Origin of the sequence: Caballeronia sp. AZ1_KS37 (assembly GCF_023631165.1) — a bacterium.
Classification (GTDB): domain Bacteria; phylum Pseudomonadota; class Gammaproteobacteria; order Burkholderiales; family Burkholderiaceae; genus Caballeronia; species Caballeronia zhejiangensis.
Map to the genome: position 1 here is coordinate 275,556 of NZ_JALQDP010000043.1, position 16,780 is coordinate 292,335.

The 16,780-nt window shown below is 60.8% G+C and carries 17 protein-coding genes; 3 read left to right on the forward strand and 14 right to left on the reverse strand.

The annotated features are described in order from the left end of the window. Positions 1–2 precede the first annotated feature (2 nt). Entirely contained in the window at positions 3–212 is a 210-nt protein-coding gene (locus tag NCS00_RS30400) for a hypothetical protein (RefSeq protein ID WP_250441927.1), read from the forward strand. A 394-nt stretch (positions 213–606) separates the two neighbouring features. On the opposite strand, the gene NCS00_RS30405 is transcribed toward NCS00_RS30400, so the two are convergent. The 13 genes from NCS00_RS30405 to NCS00_RS30470 form a co-directional block, all read right to left on the reverse strand. Further along, entirely contained in the window at positions 607–2,331 is a 1,725-nt protein-coding gene (locus NCS00_RS30405) for an ATP-dependent helicase (protein ID WP_250441928.1), read from the reverse strand. Positions 2,332–2,341: 10 nt separating this feature from the next. After that, positions 2,342–3,178, reverse strand: coding sequence for an ATPase (locus tag NCS00_RS30410; protein WP_250441929.1), 837 nt, complete (start codon positions 3,176–3,178; stop codon positions 2,342–2,344). Positions 3,179–3,461: 283 nt separating this feature from the next. Beyond that, positions 3,462–4,076, reverse strand: a complete 615-nt coding sequence (locus NCS00_RS30415) for an IncC plasmid conjugative DNA transfer DtrJ family protein (RefSeq protein ID WP_250441930.1) — start codon at positions 4,074–4,076, stop codon at positions 3,462–3,464. After that, the gene (locus tag NCS00_RS30420) at positions 4,069–4,323 is read right to left on the reverse strand and encodes a hypothetical protein (protein ID WP_250441932.1); all 255 of its coding nucleotides are present in this window, start codon (positions 4,321–4,323) and stop codon (positions 4,069–4,071) included. Before NCS00_RS30420 ends, NCS00_RS30415 begins: the two co-directional genes overlap by 8 nt. Further along, the gene (locus tag NCS00_RS30425) at positions 4,280–4,798 is read right to left on the reverse strand and encodes a hypothetical protein (protein WP_035967784.1); all 519 of its coding nucleotides are present in this window, start codon (positions 4,796–4,798) and stop codon (positions 4,280–4,282) included. Before NCS00_RS30425 ends, NCS00_RS30420 begins: the two co-directional genes overlap by 44 nt. A gap of 10 nt (positions 4,799–4,808) precedes the next feature. Next, positions 4,809–6,680, reverse strand: coding sequence for a conjugative transfer system coupling protein TraD (traD, locus tag NCS00_RS30430; RefSeq protein ID WP_159838916.1), 1,872 nt, complete (start codon positions 6,678–6,680; stop codon positions 4,809–4,811). After that, positions 6,677–8,059: a TraI domain-containing protein gene (locus NCS00_RS30435; protein ID WP_250441934.1), complete on the reverse strand. Its 1,383-nt coding sequence runs from the start codon at positions 8,057–8,059 to the stop codon at positions 6,677–6,679. The genes traD and NCS00_RS30435 overlap by 4 nt, the downstream gene beginning before the upstream one ends. After that, positions 8,056–9,078, reverse strand: coding sequence for a type IV secretion system protein (locus tag NCS00_RS30440; RefSeq protein ID WP_250441935.1), 1,023 nt, complete (start codon positions 9,076–9,078; stop codon positions 8,056–8,058). Before NCS00_RS30440 ends, NCS00_RS30435 begins: the two co-directional genes overlap by 4 nt. Next, positions 9,075–9,842 (reverse strand): TrbJ/VirB5 family protein, encoded by a 768-nt coding sequence (locus NCS00_RS30445; protein ID WP_250441936.1) that lies wholly within the window; start codon positions 9,840–9,842, stop codon positions 9,075–9,077. Before NCS00_RS30445 ends, NCS00_RS30440 begins: the two co-directional genes overlap by 4 nt. Positions 9,843–9,865: 23 nt before the next feature. Continuing rightward, entirely contained in the window at positions 9,866–12,328 is a 2,463-nt protein-coding gene (locus NCS00_RS30450) for a VirB4 family type IV secretion system protein (RefSeq protein ID WP_502801611.1), read from the reverse strand. Positions 12,329–12,341: 13 nt separating this feature from the next. Then, positions 12,342–12,605, reverse strand: a complete 264-nt coding sequence (locus tag NCS00_RS30460) for a conjugal transfer protein (RefSeq protein WP_053572942.1) — start codon at positions 12,603–12,605, stop codon at positions 12,342–12,344. Positions 12,606–12,651: 46 nt separating this feature from the next. Further along, entirely contained in the window at positions 12,652–13,005 is a 354-nt protein-coding gene (locus NCS00_RS30465) for a conjugal transfer protein TrbC (protein WP_250441939.1), read from the reverse strand. 13 nt (positions 13,006–13,018) lie between these two features. Then, positions 13,019–14,068, reverse strand: coding sequence for a TadA family conjugal transfer-associated ATPase (locus NCS00_RS30470; RefSeq protein WP_250441940.1), 1,050 nt, complete (start codon positions 14,066–14,068; stop codon positions 13,019–13,021). A gap of 368 nt (positions 14,069–14,436) precedes the next feature. Between NCS00_RS30470 and NCS00_RS30475 the strand changes: the two genes are divergently transcribed. Both NCS00_RS30475 and NCS00_RS30480 read left to right on the forward strand, forming a co-directional pair. Next, complete coding sequence (locus NCS00_RS30475; protein WP_250441941.1) at positions 14,437–14,904, forward strand: zinc-finger-containing protein; 468 nt, start codon at positions 14,437–14,439, stop codon at positions 14,902–14,904. A 26-nt stretch (positions 14,905–14,930) separates the two neighbouring features. Continuing rightward, complete coding sequence (locus NCS00_RS30480; protein WP_250441942.1) at positions 14,931–15,398, forward strand: hypothetical protein; 468 nt, start codon at positions 14,931–14,933, stop codon at positions 15,396–15,398. Between the two features lie 78 nt (positions 15,399–15,476). Here NCS00_RS30480 and NCS00_RS30485 read toward each other — a convergent pair whose 3' ends face one another. Continuing rightward, entirely contained in the window at positions 15,477–16,778 is a 1,302-nt protein-coding gene (locus NCS00_RS30485; protein ID WP_250441943.1) for a vWA domain-containing protein, read from the reverse strand. Between the last annotated feature and the right edge of the window lie 2 nt (positions 16,779–16,780).

The following is a 16,780-nucleotide window of genomic DNA, read 5'->3' on the forward strand; positions in this document are numbered from 1 at the left end:
ATATGAAACCCATCGAACCGATCTTCGATTTCCTCACCGTGACGTGGGACGCGGCAGCGCAAGAAGCCGCGTTCGAGGGACATTGTTTCTGCATGCTCGACACCGGCCGGCTTGTGAACAGTCAGGCGATGACGCTCGGCACGCCGCATTGGAACCGTCCCGCGTACAAGTCCGTCGTGACGTACAAGTTGGCTATGCGTCAGAAGCCATAGGGTTTATACTGACCACGTCTCCTCCATGTCTCGACCGATATGGATTGCCGCCCGCCTTGAGCGGGCTTTTTTTTTGTCAGCGTAAAGGTTAGCCGTCAGCGGTTCGTCTGCCGTTCAGCGACTATGCAGATGTGCGCACCAGCCTGGGTCGGCGTTCAAAGGGACGCTCTCCGGAGAGCGTCCCATTCCGCTCGGGCACTTGGTCAGGTGCCTGATTTTAAATAGAAAGAGGCCTGTTACAAAACGTGCCGAATATTCACACCCCCCTTATTCGGCACGCTTTTCATAACGTGAAGGCTTGTGAGGGCTAGCTTTGCGCGCCTTAAGCGCAGCTACCCGTCGTTCGATTGGTCGAAGGTTCGCCTACCGAGCGTTGTTCTGCAGATCGGTGGACTTAGCTCGCGACAGCGCCCTGGACGACCTGCGCCTCAACGACAAATCGCGACTCGAAATTTCTCGACGTCCCCGACACCATTAGCGATTCGCGAGCGCGGGTCATGGCGACATAGAACAGCCGCCGCTCTTCTGGCTCGGTCGATTTCGGGTCTGGGACGATCGTCTCCTCGCTGCGGGCGATCCAGACGTGATCCCATTCGAGCCCTTTCGAACTGTGCATGGTCGTGAGAATGAGAGCGCCCGGCGTCGGCTCGTTGTTGTCTTGGCGCAGGAAAAGCAGCCGTTCAGCGAAGCTACCTGACAGGCGCGACAAAACGTCGTTGGTGGCTTGAATCGCGCGGATTGCAGAATCCTTTTTCGCGTACTTCAACATCCACTCGGCGACGCCCGAGAGCGTCAGCGTATAGAATTTTCGATCGCACAGGCTTTGCCATTCGGCGAGCCGCTTCATGAACTCGCGATAGTTCGTCGCCACTTCCTCGGGCAGCCCGAGTTCGACCAACTCCGCCCGCCCCTTCTGCGTCAGTTCCGCACCCATATCCGCGTGGAGCGCGCGTAGCTGCTGGGCGGTAAGCCCGAGGTGCGCCAAGACTGCATCGAGGCCGGTGTCTTTGATTCGCTCCACGATTTCGAGCAGATTGCACATCAGCGCGCCCTCCGGGCGGCTCAGGACGGACGCGCCCGACGCTCGGTAGTACTTGATGCCATGCGAGCGGCAAACGGACTCAAGGGGGTCCAGTATGCGGTTGGTACGCGCCAGGATCGCGCACGACTGCCCTTTCGCGAGCAATGGCCCGAGCACCTCAACCGCCGCGGTTGCCTCCTCATATTCATCCGGATGGCGGGATGTTTGCACGGTACCGCCCGAGCCCTTTTCCGCACGCAGCACCTTTGCGATGCGGTCGGCGTTATTGCGGATCACGCGGTCGGCCGCACCGAGGATTTCCGCGCGGCAACGATAGTTGCTGCCGAGCACCACCGGCTTTGCTTGGAACGACTCGATGAACGATTCCATGCCGCGATAGCCGAGGGCCTCGCGGAATGCGTAGATGCTCTGGTCGTCGTCGCCCACTACCGTCACGATGGAACCAGCCTTTGCATGAAGCTCGATCCACCGGTACTGGAGCGGGTCGGTGTCTTGAAACTCGTCAACGAGCAGATAGGTGAACGCGTACGGGGCGATGGTGCCTTGTTCCATCCCCTCGACGGCCAAGCGCAGCATGTCCTGAAAGTCGATCTTGCCATTACGCGCAAGCGCGTCCTGATAGGCGCGGTACAGCTCGCCGTCGTCCGTGTTTGGATCGCACCGGCCAAAGTTCGTCTTGATTTTTTCGATCGTGGGGATGGCATCTTCCGCTTTGCCCTCGCGGCCCAGTTCCTGCATCACGCGGATCAGCAAGCCAAGGCGGTCACCGTCCGAGGCAATATCAAGCGCGCGAGCGCCGGGGCGCTTCAGTTGCTTGAAGGCGAGTGAATGGAAGGTACCGGCGATCAGGCGTTTCTTCACCGACTCGCCGGCGGCAGCGAGGATGCGCTCGCGTAATTCCAGCGCGGCGTCCTTCGAGAATGTGACGGCGCCGACCGTCGCTGCGCTGTCTTGTAGCAGCAGGGCTGCTTTCGTGGCGATGGTTTTCGTCTTGCCTGCGCCCGGACAGGCGATTGCCACGCAATGCTGGCGCAACTGGGCGACTTCCCGTTGCTGGGGATTGAGTTCGTCCAGCATCGCGCCCTCCTTAATTGCCGCGGACCGTCGTCATCAGCTTCAGGTGCGTCATGTACCCGCGAATGCCAAGCGGGTTAAAGCGTTTAAGGAAGTTGACGGCTTCGTCGTCCACGTCGGACTGATCGCGAATGCCGTTCCACACCATGAAGTCGAAGTGATCCATCGCCCGGTCGAACTTCATGATGACGCCCAGCACGCGCATCGAAAAGCGCGAATACGCTTCGACTTCGATGTCCATCGCGGGCATCGGGATCGTCGGCTCGAACACGAATTCCTTGTTGGCCCGAAGCTCCGCTTCCTTTTGCTGGCGGAAGCCTTCGGCCACGCGCAGTTGCTCGTCAACGTAGCTCTCGATACCCCCGAGCAGCTTTTCGAGCGCGCTGTTGACCACGTCCTTGTCGTTCTCGCCGAAGGTCGAGCGGCCGAAACGCTGCATGTTGATGCTCATGCGGTTGATGTACGGCCACCATTGTTCGAACAGCGGCTTCAGGCGCGTATGGTTCAGACGCACGCGGGCGGTCACGACGGCCGCGCCCGAAAGCTGGCGGTCAAGCAACTGACGCCCGATTTCACGGCGGCGCTTGATGATTGAGATACGCTCAGCGGCAGGCAGATCGCGGAACAGCTTGCGCGTCTTGGCGACTTCCGCACGCTTCATGTCGGCGTCGTCGGTGGAAATCACGCCTTCCTTCTGGAGGCGGTCCGCATCGGCCTCCATCTGCGTTAACTCGCGCTCAAGCTCGCCGTCGTCCGCGCCGTCGGTCGTGAGCGGCGCCTCGGCCGTACCTTGTTCAAGTGCGCTCAGCGCGACCTTCTCTTCACTGCCGGGTTCGACAACCGTGCTCATTCGCCGTTTCTCCTGTCTGGACCGCATCGGTCCCGTTTCATCGTTGGGGATCAGGCAAGCAAAGCGCGTTGCCCATATTCAACATTGTTGCGGCGGTGGCAGCGTGCGAAAGCTCGAAACGGTGGCTATTTAGAGCGCCTTTCACGGAATTATCGGCGCGCTCTAGGCTGGAAGCGAAGACGAAGGCGGAAAAGACAAAGGCAACGCTATCCGGGTAGCGTTGCCTGAGGGGAACAGAGCAATTTTTTTGTCGAACAGCTAACGAGTCGCGCGACGTTTTTCCCTATCTCGACGACTGGAAGGACTCGGCAGCTTTCCACAGGAGACCTCCGAGGAGCGCAGCGACGGCGACCCAGTAGCCAGCCAGGACCGGCAATGGAACCACCAGCACCGCGAACAGCGTTCCAGTGACAAGCAGCAGTCCATGGCCTGCCAGATGGAAAGACAAGGGACTCACAAAGCCCGCAGCCGACGCTTTGATCTTTCTGCGCGCCGCACCGTCGACGAACATGCCGACGGCAAAAAAAAGTGTTCCAACGATCCACATTTTCATCACCATCGCACGGAAGAGCATGCGGTACACCAGCAGCCAGAAGTTCTCGGTCCAGGTATGGGCGAACGATGAGAACCCGCCGTCGTCCAAGCCGCCTACCTTTCCAGAGGCATTCAGCGTACGGTGCAGCAGCCCGCTATCGACAAACGCACGGCGGAACTCGTCGTTGGCACTGCGCATCGCGCGGTCGACCCTGTCCTGCCCGACTGACTCAACGAGAGAATGGGTTTCCGCTTCCGGCACTTCAAACAGCTTGCGCTCCGGGATCGCCGGCATGACAGCGATGGCTAGCACTGGCACGAGCAGAAACCACACCTTGATATGCGAACCAAAACGACTAGCCATGCAGCACCTTGGCCAGCATGAGGGCGGGAACCGCGACGAGCGCCAAAAGTCCGCCCCAAAACAGGGCCGGGCGAAATTCGGCAATCGTCGCCAACGCGTAGCAGCGGGCACCCGCGCCGTACGTGAATTCCTCGGGCACGGCTGCGTTCACATCGCCGTCGAACGCGGCGGCAGTGTCGCGCGCCCGCTGAGCCGTGCGCGGCTCAACTCCCGACAGCTTCGCTATGATCGTAACGGTGAGCGACATCGTATTCCTCGAAGTAACGGCGGAAAGCTTCTCCTTGAAGCACGCGTGCGGCGAGCTGGAACGCGGCGGTGCGCTCAGTGATCTCGTCCGGGCAACGCTCATCGACCATCTCGAACTGGTACTCGAGATGACGCGCCTCGAACGCGGTGATCGACTCGACCATCGGGCACCACACGGAGACCTTGTCACCGAAGCGCGCGACAAGACGCCGGGCGTACAGCGCTTTCGACGGCTCGAACAGACCTTGCATGAACGCGATATGCTGGTCGCCCGTGCGCTTCGCGCGCCGGAAGCCATCGAGCGCCGACTCGATCATCTCCGCAGCCAGCGGCCCTTTGTCTCCCCTAAACCGCTCCCCGATGAAGTCGGCCACACGCGAGCACGCGAGCTCCAGCTCCGGTGCGACGTTGAAGACCGCAACCAACCTGTGCGAGAGCTTGTGATCGCGGATGATGTTTTTATATGCAGCGGACATAACTGTGTTTTTAGCCTTCGATGATAGGAATGCGACCCTGATACACGGCACCGCCAGAGATGCGCATGAAGTACTGCAGATTAGGCAAACTGTGAAGCAGCTTCACGGGAATGAGCGGCACCTTTTCCAGCTGAATGGAGCGGGACTGCGAGCCACTGAATTCGAGCGCATGCGCCTCGGTCGTGGTATTCGTGCTGTTTGACACGTTCACCACGCGGATCGCAGTCTCTCCGACCTTGTCCGAGAACCACTTTGCTGTATCTGAGTCCTCTAGTCTAAGCACCACCTGATTGTTGAGGTTACCCAAAACCTGCAGCATTTTCGCTGCGTTTCCCAGTTTCGCCTCGAGGTCGGCACGCGCCTGGAATGCGACGAACGCCTTGAACCCTGCTCCGCGTCCCTTGTTCAGGATTTGGATTACTTGCTCATTGATGGCCTCAGCGATCTCGTCGATGATGAGCACGACATCAGGCTTCTCTGCGTAGAAGTTGTAGATCGCGCCGCAGACGGCGGCGACGTCCGACAACGCCATGGACGCGATTGCCTTCTGGACGATGTTGTTCGACAGCGAGTCGAGTCCCATGTACAAGACCGCCTTTTGCTTGATGATCTTGTCGATGTCCCATATCTCACGCTCATCCTCGAAGTCGTCCGCTTTCGGCGCGAGCATGAGGCCGGTTTCCCCGGTCGCCAGCATTTGTAGCAGCGGCAACGCGGACGCGATGATCTTCATGTAATGCTCGCGGTCGTGGGTGTGCGTGGCGATCAATCCATCGATCGTCTCGTGCCCCCGGTCGTGAGCGGCGAATCGGTCGAGATACAGCTTGACCATCCCGTCAATCAACGAAACGTCGTTGCGGCGCTGCGCGTCTTTTACTGTCGCGGTGACGGTCAGTTCTTCCCAATCGGTCAGGCCGTTCTCGATGAAGAATCGTCGCAGCCCACGGTCGAGCAGATTTCCAATGCCTGACTGTGCGTATTTGAGGATCGAGCGCAAGTTGGGCTTGTCGCCGACATACAGTTCGCCTTTCACCGCGCGGTCGATGAAGAGGAACGCGAAGTCACGGAACTGGCCTTCTTCCATTAACTGCGCGATGCGCGACGGGATTTCCGACGGCTGCGACCAGTTCTCAAGCGGGTTCAGGCGGATCGACTCATGGGGCTTCGCCTGATTGAAGTACAGGAACTTGCGCCCGGTGCGCGCGCACTCCTTTTCTACGCGCTTCTTCCACTCGTCGTCGTTCTTGGGATCGACGATGATCAGGACGTCCTTCGGGTTGTGGATCACCTGCGTGGAGATGACTTCGTAGGTGCGGGTCTTGCCCGCGCCAGTCGTGCCCGCCACCAGCGTGTGACCGCCCATCGCCTTATAGTGAAACGGCACCTCGACCTTCTTCTGCTCCATACCGTGGATCCAGGACGATCCCTGCGGCATGCGATCGCGAATGCTGTCGCGCGGACCGAATAGCCGCTCGATGCGTTCCTCAACGGTCCGGCCAATCTCGGTTTTCGGCAACCACTTCGGCAACGACGGAATGTCGGTTACGGGCATCCGCAGGATTTCGTGGGCAATCTGCGTATGCTTTTGCGTCCACTCGTACCCGATGCCCAGATACATCGAGTCCGCTCTTTTCCGCATCGCGTTCTGCGTCGCAAGAAGCTTTTCGATGCGAATCTTGCTCAGCCATTTCGTTGAGATGGCCATGCGAAAGCTCAGTGCCTTCCATATCTGGAGCGCACGAATTGCGAGCAGCGCCGCGCCGACTAGCGCGAATGCCCATCCGTACGGCATTCCAGAGATCAGAATGCCAACGATGACGATGGGCCAAACGAGAAACGGACGAAACTCGTAGATCGGACGGAAGTGATTGACGTAGTTCATGCGGTGGGTCGCTCCACGATGAGACGGCCGGCGCGCTCGACAATGCAGATGTCATTGCCGTGTGCGCGCATGAGCAGGCTGCGCTTCTTGAGTTGTTCGACGAGGGTATCGCTCGTGATGCCGTATCCGCCGACGAGCCGCTTCTTGACCGCTAGCCCCTTCTCTTCCCACGTCACTTCCGCCTTTCCGGCTGCCACGTCGCCAGCAAGGGCTTTGAAAAACTCTTTCAGCATTGCAGCGCCGGGGCCGAGGAGCTCCGTCAGTTCTTCGTCAGACGGCCCGACCCTGTTTGCATTCGACCTCGAAGGACGCGCTGTGGCGGGGTCGACCGGCGCCGGACGCGACGCAGGCGCGCTCGGGCCGGTCGAGGGCTCAGTCGCAGCCGCACCAGCGGCCTGTGCTTCGCCGCGCTCCAACGCATCGAGCAACGACTGAGAGAACTTCGGCGCGGAGGCGCTCGCCTGCTGCTGCGACGCGACCGTTGCTCCAACAACGGCAGGTTGCGGCTCGGCAGTATTCGTCACCGACGCCGGAGCCACTCCCAGGTCTGGCGCACCGGAATTCGCCGGCGGCTGCCCCGGGGGCACGACCGAATCGGCGGTCGCGGGGGCCGGCGCCGCGACGAACTGCGGCTCAAGCGCGAGCGCGACGTGCACGGCTGAGGGTACGTCGTACTTCACTGGCGCAAAGACGGCGCGTTGCGCCTTGCGCTCAAAGTCCACCGCAACGTCCATGGCCTGCCGCACCACCTTGTGGACGAGGGGTTCGAACCCCTGCGGGCTGCGCTCTGGATTGATTGCGTTGAAGAGGTCGTCGAGCACCGTTGTGTCGAACCCAGAGAGCAGCTCGGGCGTGATGACGGTCTGGGCAAACATGGCAGCGCGCATGCGCTCATTCTTCAGTGGCGTCACACGCCGCTCAACGGCGAACTGACCCGTTCCTATCCACGTGCCGAACGCCCCGTGCGCCGCCGGATTCCACTTCGTGCGGTCCGAGAGCCGCACCATCTCAAAGTGACGAAACGGCTCATCAAGAAGCGAGCATGCGGCGGCCAGGAAGACGGCGTAGTTGTATTGCGGCTCCAGCCTCCGGCGCTTATCTGACGTGAGGTCAGCCGCGAACTTCTGCCCGCCCGCGAGCCGCATCGCATAAAAGGTCGACTCAATCGTCGCGCGAAATGCACCGCCCGGCTCGCAATGCAGCTCGGGCGTGAGCGGCATAGACGAAAACCAGTTAGCACAGCGACGCAGCACAGACACCCACTTGCGTGCGAACTCCGTTTCCGTGCTTTCATTGGCGCACTGTCGGACTAGTTCGACTCGCTTTTGGTGCGTGGCGAACAGGTCCTCGACGGCGATTGCAAGGTGAGCGGTCGTCATGGGATAAATTTGGCCGCCAGCTTCATAGCACCGGTACCGGTTGCTGTCGCTCCGCCGCCGAAGATCGTTGCGAGCTTCGGGACCTCGAACGAGAGCAGTAGCACGAATATCGCTAGATCCAAGACATACGCTCCGTTGACAGTAGTCGACCCGCCGACTTCGGTCGCCTTTTTCACTGCGTCTGTGATCGATGAGCCGACAAGCTTGATCAGGACGGCAACTACGACCGTGTACATCCCCGCACTAATCATCCAATCAAGCCACTTTTTGAAATAGCTCCGCGTGTACGACGAGAAGCCAAGCGCAATCGCGATCGGGCCGAGGACGATACCGATCGCTGCCTGGATTTGGCCTATGGCCGTGTAGTAGACGAAGATGATCGAGGCGAGGGCCATCACAAGCGCGGAGACGGCGAGGACGACAACGTCAGTCAGCAGTGCAGGGATGTCCCACAACTTGACCGTTTTCAGCTTGGTGGTCAGCGCGTCGATGATGGTCCCCGCGAGCGAGGCCATCTGGGAACCGACTGAGCCGTTGTCCGACTGGCTGATATGCGCCGCCAACTGCTCGAACCATGTCCAGAAACCGGCCGCTGACGTGGTATATCCAAGGTACAAGGCGACGAAGATGCCCAGGATTGCCACTTCTTCGAATAGATCGACCCACGCCGAAATAGGATGATGAGTTCCGGCGAAACGAACGCCCACGAGAACCAGGGATATCACGCCCAGGCCCCATGCGAACTTGTTCGCCTCACTCATAACCCCCGAACTCGCAGCGACAGCCGCGTCGACGACGTTGGAAAGCAGAACGTGGATCTGCTGCGCCGCACTCGTCGCGCCTTTGGCAAAATCGCCTGGCTTGCTCGCGAGCAACGCCGCAGAGCTTGTTGCCGCCGAAGCCGGCGCGTCGGCCGCTGCTTGCGCCATGGCCCGGTTGGAGGTGATAGCAAAGCAGCCGATCGCTGCGGCAAGCACAAGCAGCGTTCTGATGAACATCATGACAGACGGCAGCATCATTGCCCCAGCACCTTCGAAGAGCCGATCTGTGCGTCGAACGCAGCACGCTCTCTATCCTGTTGCGCCTTAATCGCCGCCTGACTGGCATTGTTCGCCTGCTGGTCCGCGACCGTCGCCGAATCCTTGACCGCGTCGCTGCGCTGCTTTGCCGCCATCATCGTCAGGAGGTCGCTGTTCTGGCTGGAGATGATGTCAAGCATATGCGTGGTCAGCTGAGCCGTTGCTTGCATCGTCGGCGACATGTTCAGTTGGTCCTGGATTTCCTGCCGGCGCTTCGCGAGCGTGCTGACGTGCGAGATGACGTCGTTGCCTTGCTGGAAAAGTTGCTTCGCCGTCTTGTCGTTGTTCTGAAGTAGCGTGTTTTGGTCCGTGAACCACTGGTCGGCGGTCTTCCCCGATTGCGTAATCAGCGCCTGTACCTTGTTTGCGTACTCAGCGTTGCTCTGCAGGCCGCCGTACAGGTCCTTCAGCGCATCCGTGTATTTCGACAAGCTCGTAATGTCGCTGGTGATGCTGTTGAACTGCGCCAACATCGCTGCAGGATTCAGGTTGGTCGCCTGCTTCAACTGGTTGAGCATCATCTGGTACTGATAGACGAGGTTCGAATCCTGATAGACCTCACCCTTCACGGCGGCCGCCGCGGTCATCGTGTTCTGAATGAAGTTAGACGCGTCGAACACCGGCATGTTCGCGTTGGCGTGTTGCACGAATGCCAGTGTCAGAACACCGGTGGCTGCGAGGCAGCGGAGCAGTTTTTTCATCATGGCGATACCTTTGTCTAAAGCGTTCAAGCGTTGACGAGCACGTCGCGCACGTAGTCCTCCCGCCAGTGCGGGCTTCCTGACTTGACGTGCTTGTCGAGGAGCGCCTGCGCGCGACCGTCCGAGCGCAAGTAGGCAAGTGCCTCCTTCGGGAACTGCGCCTGCAGCATCCGGCTCTGCTTGGCCGTCACCCACAGGTAGTCGCGGTTGGGCACCGCATCGGAAATCATCTTGATCTGGTGCTGCGTCAAACCGAATACGTCGCTGTACAGCCCTTGGTTGTTGATCGCGTCGCTGTTCGGCAGGTAGATGATGTTCGGGATGTTCTCTTTCAGAATCTCGAAATTCGGCACGCGAGCCACCTGGCCAAGCGACTGCGTGGCCATGAGCAGCGTTGCGTTGAGCTTCCGGATCGTCACCGCCCAGATTTCGAGGCGCGCATAGAACTTCGGGTAGGTGAAGAAGAACCCTGCCTCTTCGATCTCAATCACCGTGTAGCGCTTGCCGTCGAGGATCTGCGCGATCCGATAGAAGGCGTAGTCCATGAACAAGGCTGCGGCCACTGGAAAATTCTGAAACAGGTCGCCCATCTCGATTGACAGGTCATCCGAGATAGCGAAGCCGTCTTCCGCGTGGTCGAAGAATTTGCCGTTCTTGTTGCCCTCGGTCCAGACCTGAAGGCGCTCGCGCAAATCGGCCGGCAGCAGCGTGATCAGCCCCGAAAGACGCCACTTCTCCGGCGGAAAGCCGAGCGCGAGCGTCCGGATGCGCTCGTAAATCTCGGTCTGCTGCTGCGGCGTGCAGGTGTAGTCTTCGCCCTCGATGGCGAGTTGCACCCAGTCCGCGACGTAGGACCAGTGCTTCTCTTCGGCGATCAGCGAAAGTGGATTGACCGAGGTCGCCGCTTCAAAACGTCCCGTCGCGTCGATGAACCGGCCACCAGCGAGCAACGTGGGAATGCGCGTCGAGCGGTCCTTGTCGAAACGGATACGCCGTGCGCCGTGCCGCCCGGTCTGCGTCATCAGGTAGTTCAGGAACACCGACTTACCGGCGCCGATCGGACCGACGACCAGCGTGTGCGCCTTGCCGCCCGGATGGTGTAGGTCGAAGTACTGGAGCGTGCGATGGCGAGTCGGCAAACACGTGAGCGGGCCGGTTTTCGTACCGGACTGCTGCGTCAGCCATTCGTTAACCTTCGATCCTTCTCCCACGCTGCAGAGCGGCGCAATGTCGGAGACGGCAGGCGTCTCAACGAACTGCAAGCGCTTCTGTTGATCCCAGCGGCCCGGCAGCGTCGCGCTCCACGAAGCGAACAGGTTCGTCTTTTCCAGAATGACGCCAAAGCCCGCGTTGCCAATGACGCCGACAACCTGACGCGTCGCGTCTTCGCATTCCTCGGGCGTGCTGCCGTAGACGACAACCGAAATATTGGCAAAGCCGTACTGCTGGCCTTCAGCGTCCAGCTTCGCGAGCGCGTCGCCCGCCTCCTTCGCCAGAATCTCACGGCCTTCGTCGTTCTTCTGCTCTTCCTTCGTTGCCCACTGCTTGAGGATTGCGACCGGGTTGAAGGCCGCGACCTTATAGAAGCCGCGAATCTTCTTGATGTAGGCGCTCGCCCGCGAAGTGTCGAGAAATCGGAACATCACACAGACGTCCAGTTCCGCGTCCACCTGCGATAGCACGTCGAGCGCCGCCTCTTGAAAGCCCATCCATTCCTTGATGCCGATGATCCGTGCGTACACCTTGCCGTGCGCCGATTCGAACATAAGTTCAGTGGCGCCAATCGTGACCTCCGTCTCGGTCAGGTGGGTATCAAGCATCGTGACCGGGTAGCGCACGCGACGCTTGGGCGTCGACGGATTCGCGCGCTGATGCAGGAACGACAGCACGTTTTGAAGCTGAAGCCGCTTCATCTTGAGGCGAGTAACGCCGCCGACGAAGCCGTCGATCACCGATTCGAACCGCTTGATTTCGTTCTGGATCTTGGTCAGGTCGAACGCGAAGGCGCTTCGCGCGAGAATCGTGTCTTTCGCGGCTTCGAACATCGCCACAGCCAGGTTCTTGCCACCGACCGTCATGTGATAGCCGATCTTGTCGAAGATCCTCGAGATGCCGGTCTCGGGCGTGAAAGCCAGCGCCAGCGAATGCGAGTTCTTAAAGTACTTGCCGCTGCCGATGATCGCCTGATTGATCGCGTCGACGCGCGCATCGGCTTCCGACGCGAACGTGCCGTCCATGCCACCCCGCACGCGCCGGTGCGACATGCGCCACCACGCGGTGATGCGGTGGTCGAAGTTGCGGCATGCGTGATCGAGGTTGTCGCGGGCGGCCGTGATGTCGCCGGGATTGGGCGAATCTGCGTCGATGCCTTCGAACTCGAACACGGTCAGCAGCGACCCGTCCTTGTTGAGCACCAGTTCGGGCGTGACCATCGTCGCCCACGGCGCGATCTCCTGCACCGCGCGCTTGGTGAACATCATTTTCAGCATGGTTCTTTGCCTATTAGCATGGCAGGTCCTGATCAAACCCATACGGGCGCTTGAAGCGCGCGCTAAAACGGCTGCTCGGCCCCGGCTCATAGACGTCCGGGTAGCGGTTGTAGACCAGCATCACGATTCGCCACCACGGGTCAGTCGAGCTTTTCCAGCGCAAGAACACATGCACCACCACGCCGACAAGGAGAAACCCCGGTGTCCAGCTCGTGTAGGTGAGCAGCGCCGTCATCGTCCCGTTGAAAATGGCGAGTCCCCGGTCTGCACCGCCCATCTGGCGCGGCAATGAGAGGCCTCGACTAACCTTGTGTTGGCGCATATCAGCAGGCGTTGGCCATGTGGAAGTGGCTCTGCATGATCGGAACGGCCACCGAGGCGATACCGAGGCCGACCAGCACCACCGAGAAGGTCTTCGCGATGTTGCTTTCCGAGTTCGCCACTGCGACGCCGCCCAGCGTGATGAGCACGATGCCGATGCCGTAGAGGTACGGGCCGCTGATCAAGTTGCTGATCGTGCAGATGATGTCGGTCAGGCCCGTCAGGTTCGAAAAATCGCCCGCAGCCATTGCCGCAACCGACACGACGCTCAGCAGCGCGCCGACCAACATCGACTTGCCCGGACGCAGACGTTTTGCCACCGTCGCGGCTCTGATGAGTACCTTCTTGCCCTTCATTTTGATGCTCCCGTTAAAAAACGCGTTGTAGGTCGTAATCGTTGTTTTTGAATCCCCTAATTTCGAGGATTTCGGAGACGTGCCGCATCTCGCCGGTGCGCTTGAAGTGCACGACGTAGTTGAAGCAGTCAGCGATGTTTTTTCGCATGTCTTCCAGCTCCCACCTCGATCCGGTCGGGATGCCGAGCATGGCGAGCGATTCGAGGCGGCTGAGTGCGGTGCGCCCGTTGTTCGCGTGAATGGACGCGAGGCCGCCATCGTGGCCGGTGTTGAGTGCCTGCAGCAGGTCATAGGCTTCGCCGCCGCGGACTTCGCCAACGATGATGCGATCGGGGCGAAAGCGCAGGCACAGCGCGACGAGCAGTTGCGTCGTCACATTCGTGTCGGCATTCGAGAGCAGCCGCACGCGGTTGGGCACGTGTAGCTTCAGTTCCATCGTGTCCTCGATGGAGATCACCCGTTGGTCGGAGGGGATTTGCTCAATCAGCGCGTTGAGGAACGTCGTCTTGCCTGCGGACGTGCCGCCGGCGACGAGGACATTCTTGCGTGACTGTACGAGCGCCACGAGCGCCCGCATGAGCGCTTCGTCCTCGATGCCGTCCTCGAAGTGAATGGCTTCCGCATATTCCGGTCGGGCGTTCGCTGCGGAAAACGCGCCCATGTCCACGTAGTCCGACAGCGTGAGTTTCGATTCGCGGTGCTTCCGGATGCTCAGCGCATGACCGTCGATCGACGTCGGGCTCATCACCGCCGCGATACGCAGGTTTTGGTGACCGGCGTTGATAATGCCCTTGTCACTGCCCGCTTTCGCTGACTTCTCGACGGAAGAGGCAAGCGAGTGGATCGCGCCTTCGAGCTGTTCAGGGCGCAGGTCGATGTTCTCCCGTGTCATCACGCCACGACGCTCCACCCAGACGTTGCGGTAGTCGTTAATCATGATTTCCGCGAGGTCGGGCGAGTCCAGCAGCTCGCGCAGCGGCGAAAGCGCGTGGAAAAACATGCGCACGGCTTCCGCTTCGAGGGGACGCAGCTTCAGGAGTTGGTTGTCGGCAGACTCGGACATGCGACGCTTTGTGGGCTATCTAACATGTCGGCTATTGTTGGCGTTGGGAAACGCGCGCAGGCAGCGAAAGACGCGTCAAATTGAGCAGCTTTCTCAGCGGCTGCGGCTATTTCTCCGGGGCCGTTGCGGAATAGTCCCGCCGATTCGTTCGCCGAGATCGGCGACGGATGCTCTCCGGAGAGCGTCCCACTGGGTGCGGACGTATCGCTAAGTTATTGACCGCAAAAGGGAAAGTCACTGTTACAAAACGTGCCGAATATTCACACCCCCCTTATTCGGCACGCTTTTTATAATGTGAAACCCAGCGTCTTACTGGCGTTGCCTTGTCGGATTGCTATATTCAATGCTTCCGCCCTGAGTTCACGGCAATGCGAGTCGGAAAACCAGTTAAGCCTCTGCCCCACCCCAATTGTGACTACTGCGGCACGCCCGCGACGCTCGTGCACGCCGGTGAGGCCGCCTACCCTTACCGCGACGATCACGGTCCATTGTGGCTTTGCGCGGACTGCCAGGCATGGGTCGGCGTGTTTCCGCGCAGCACCCGCCACGTACCGCTCGGCCGTCTCGCCGACGCCCGCCTGCGCGACCTGAAGGCGAAGCTCCACGCGGCGCTCGAGCCGTTGGTTGCCGCGAAGGTCCGGCGCGATGGCTGCAACGTGTTTGAGGCGCGCGCCAAAGCAATGAAATGGCTGGCGGCCGAAATCGGGGCGGATGCGGAGAAATGCTCAATCCATACGCTCGGCGCGGACCAATGCGAGCGTGCGATCGCTGTCGTCGAGGGTTTCCAGCGCGCTCGCACCGCTAGCCCTTCAGAACCGGCGTGGGAAGATCGTTAACACTGGCAGCCAATCAAACGTTTGCTATGTCTCGCACCCTTCCGTTCCAGCGCTCGTCTCAGGCCGCCCGCGCGCGCCTTAACAAAGCGCAACTGCTCCCGGTCCCGCGTTCCGTTGCCGATGAGCTCGCGCTTCGTGCCCACCTGTCGTTGGAAGCGATCCGCGGCGACTGTGACCATATCGGCCCGGCGCAGCACATCACAGAAGTCGTATTGCTCGGCAAGTTCCTTAGCGAGGCGGGTCACGGCGAGTTTTCTCACGAATCGCTGCTGGCGGCCGACCGAGCAATGGCTGAAGTCTTCGAAGGCGGCAGGCAAACCGGAACGTGGGGGGTCGCCTCCGACGCCGCCTTTGCGCTGCTGGCTGCTATCGTCTGCATGTACGATCGTCAACTCCATAGCGCGACGCTCGGCGCGCTAACCACCGCAAGCGACCGTCTGGAAAGGTTCAAAGGCGGCGAGGCATACCAGCCGCTGCAAAAACGCCGCGCCTGAACGCCGCGCGTGGATGAAAAAAAAAGCCCGGCATGCCGGGCTTTCGTTCTTCAGGGAATGCCCGGAGGATGCCGGGTTCTAACAGATCACCTCCATCGTCTCGCCAAACGGCGCCTTGCGGGCGCGGGTCAGTGGCGTGGTCGATGCCCACAGCACCGGGTAGTGCGGCGCGACGGTCGGAAAGCGCCCCACCATATCTGTCAGGTAGACCAGAAAGGCGGGGTTCATGCCGTCTTGCGCGACCCGGATGAACGGGTCGACGAACGCCGTCCCGCCTCCACCGCGCACAGGCTTGATCTCAGGCGAGTCGCCTCGCTCGAAGATCTGCACCTGCGTCACGCGCGTGTCGCAGTCCATCACGATCAGCCGCGCGGGCTTCAACGAGTGGAAAACCGCGAGGATCTCCGCGTCGAACTGTGCCTGCGTCTCGTCGAACACCGAACCGCTGGAGTCACGCACGAAGACCGCGTCGCCGATCGTCGGTGTATGCAGCGCGGGCAGATAGAACCCGAGATGCAGATACCGGCGGTTCGGCGTCGCGAAGCTGTAGTCCGACGGCGACGATTGCTGCGCGAAGCGATGCAGCACCGCGCGCCAGTCCACCACAGGCCGAACCGCTTCACCGGCCATCGCCTGCAGATCGCCGGGGAGCTTGCCGCGCATTGCGGCCGCTTTCGCGGCTTGCGTGACGGCAACCTTCCACTCCGCCTCCTTTACCGGCTTGTCCGGGCCTTTGTAGGCCCGAACCTCGCCGAAGGAGCCGGGCTTCGCTGGCTGGTCGGCGGGCGACTGCCCCGGCGCGGTGCCGCTCTGGCCACCGGGCTTCGGAGCCTGACCGCCTTTCGGCTGCTGCTGGTCTTGCGGACCCGGTTGCGGGTGCGGCGGCGGCTGTTGCGGCTGCTGGTTCTGCGGCTGCTGATTCTGCTGCGGAGGCTGTTGTTGCTTTTCCTTCTCCTCCTGCGTCAGCAAACCGTAGATCTCCTCGGCCGACTTGCCGGTATAGCGCGGATCGACGAGCGCCCCTTTCGGCAGAACCATGCCAGACGACAGCACGATCGGGTTGATCGCGTAGTCACAGGCATCGTTCCATCGGTCGGGATCGCGCGCGCCCTGACGCCAGCAGTGGCCATTGGCCACGTGCAGCACCTCGTGCGCGACGACGCCGCGCACTTCAAGGTCGCTGAGCGTTTCCATATACGTCGGGTTATAGCCCAACGTCTCGCCGTCGACCCAAAACGTCTTGGTCGACGGATCCTCACGGACGTTCAATCGAAGCGCGAGCGCCCCGAAGAAGGGTTGCGAGAGGACGAGCTCGGTCCGCTGCCGGGCAATGCGCGGATGGACCGCGCTACTGCCCAATACCACATCGTTGCGGTCCATGA

What these genes read in the sequence shown, in the direction of transcription:
- NCS00_RS30405 (WP_250441928.1), bottom strand. Translation starts at nt 2,331, where the DNA reads ATGCTGGACGAACTCAATCCCCAGCAACGGGAAGTCGCCCAGTTGCGC.
- NCS00_RS30470 (WP_250441940.1), bottom strand. Translation starts at nt 14,068, where the DNA reads ATGTCCGAGTCTGCCGACAACCAACTCCTGAAGCTGCGTCCCCTCGAA.
- NCS00_RS30400 (WP_250441927.1), top strand. Translation starts at nt 3, where the DNA reads ATGAAACCCATCGAACCGATCTTCGATTTCCTCACCGTGACGTGGGAC.
- NCS00_RS30435 (WP_250441934.1), bottom strand. Translation starts at nt 8,059, where the DNA reads ATGACGACCGCTCACCTTGCAATCGCCGTCGAGGACCTGTTCGCCACG.
- NCS00_RS30480 (WP_250441942.1), top strand. Translation starts at nt 14,931, where the DNA reads ATGTCTCGCACCCTTCCGTTCCAGCGCTCGTCTCAGGCCGCCCGCGCG.
- NCS00_RS30420 (WP_250441932.1), bottom strand. Translation starts at nt 4,323, where the DNA reads ATGTCGCTCACCGTTACGATCATAGCGAAGCTGTCGGGAGTTGAGCCG.
- traD (WP_159838916.1), bottom strand. Translation starts at nt 6,680, where the DNA reads ATGAACTACGTCAATCACTTCCGTCCGATCTACGAGTTTCGTCCGTTT.
- NCS00_RS30410 (WP_250441929.1), bottom strand. Translation starts at nt 3,178, where the DNA reads ATGAGCACGGTTGTCGAACCCGGCAGTGAAGAGAAGGTCGCGCTGAGC.
- NCS00_RS30485 (WP_250441943.1), bottom strand. Translation starts at nt 16,778, where the DNA reads ATGGACCGCAACGATGTGGTATTGGGCAGTAGCGCGGTCCATCCGCGC.
- NCS00_RS30465 (WP_250441939.1), bottom strand. Translation starts at nt 13,005, where the DNA reads ATGAAGGGCAAGAAGGTACTCATCAGAGCCGCGACGGTGGCAAAACGT.
- NCS00_RS30450 (WP_502801611.1), bottom strand. Translation starts at nt 12,328, where the DNA reads ATGCTGAAAATGATGTTCACCAAGCGCGCGGTGCAGGAGATCGCGCCG.
- NCS00_RS30475 (WP_250441941.1), top strand. Translation starts at nt 14,437, where the DNA reads ATGCGAGTCGGAAAACCAGTTAAGCCTCTGCCCCACCCCAATTGTGAC.
- NCS00_RS30445 (WP_250441936.1), bottom strand. Translation starts at nt 9,842, where the DNA reads ATGATGAAAAAACTGCTCCGCTGCCTCGCAGCCACCGGTGTTCTGACA.
- NCS00_RS30425 (WP_035967784.1), bottom strand. Translation starts at nt 4,798, where the DNA reads ATGTCCGCTGCATATAAAAACATCATCCGCGATCACAAGCTCTCGCAC.
- NCS00_RS30415 (WP_250441930.1), bottom strand. Translation starts at nt 4,076, where the DNA reads ATGGCTAGTCGTTTTGGTTCGCATATCAAGGTGTGGTTTCTGCTCGTG.
- NCS00_RS30440 (WP_250441935.1), bottom strand. Translation starts at nt 9,078, where the DNA reads ATGATGCTGCCGTCTGTCATGATGTTCATCAGAACGCTGCTTGTGCTT.
- NCS00_RS30460 (WP_053572942.1), bottom strand. Translation starts at nt 12,605, where the DNA reads ATGGGCGGTGCAGACCGGGGACTCGCCATTTTCAACGGGACGATGACG.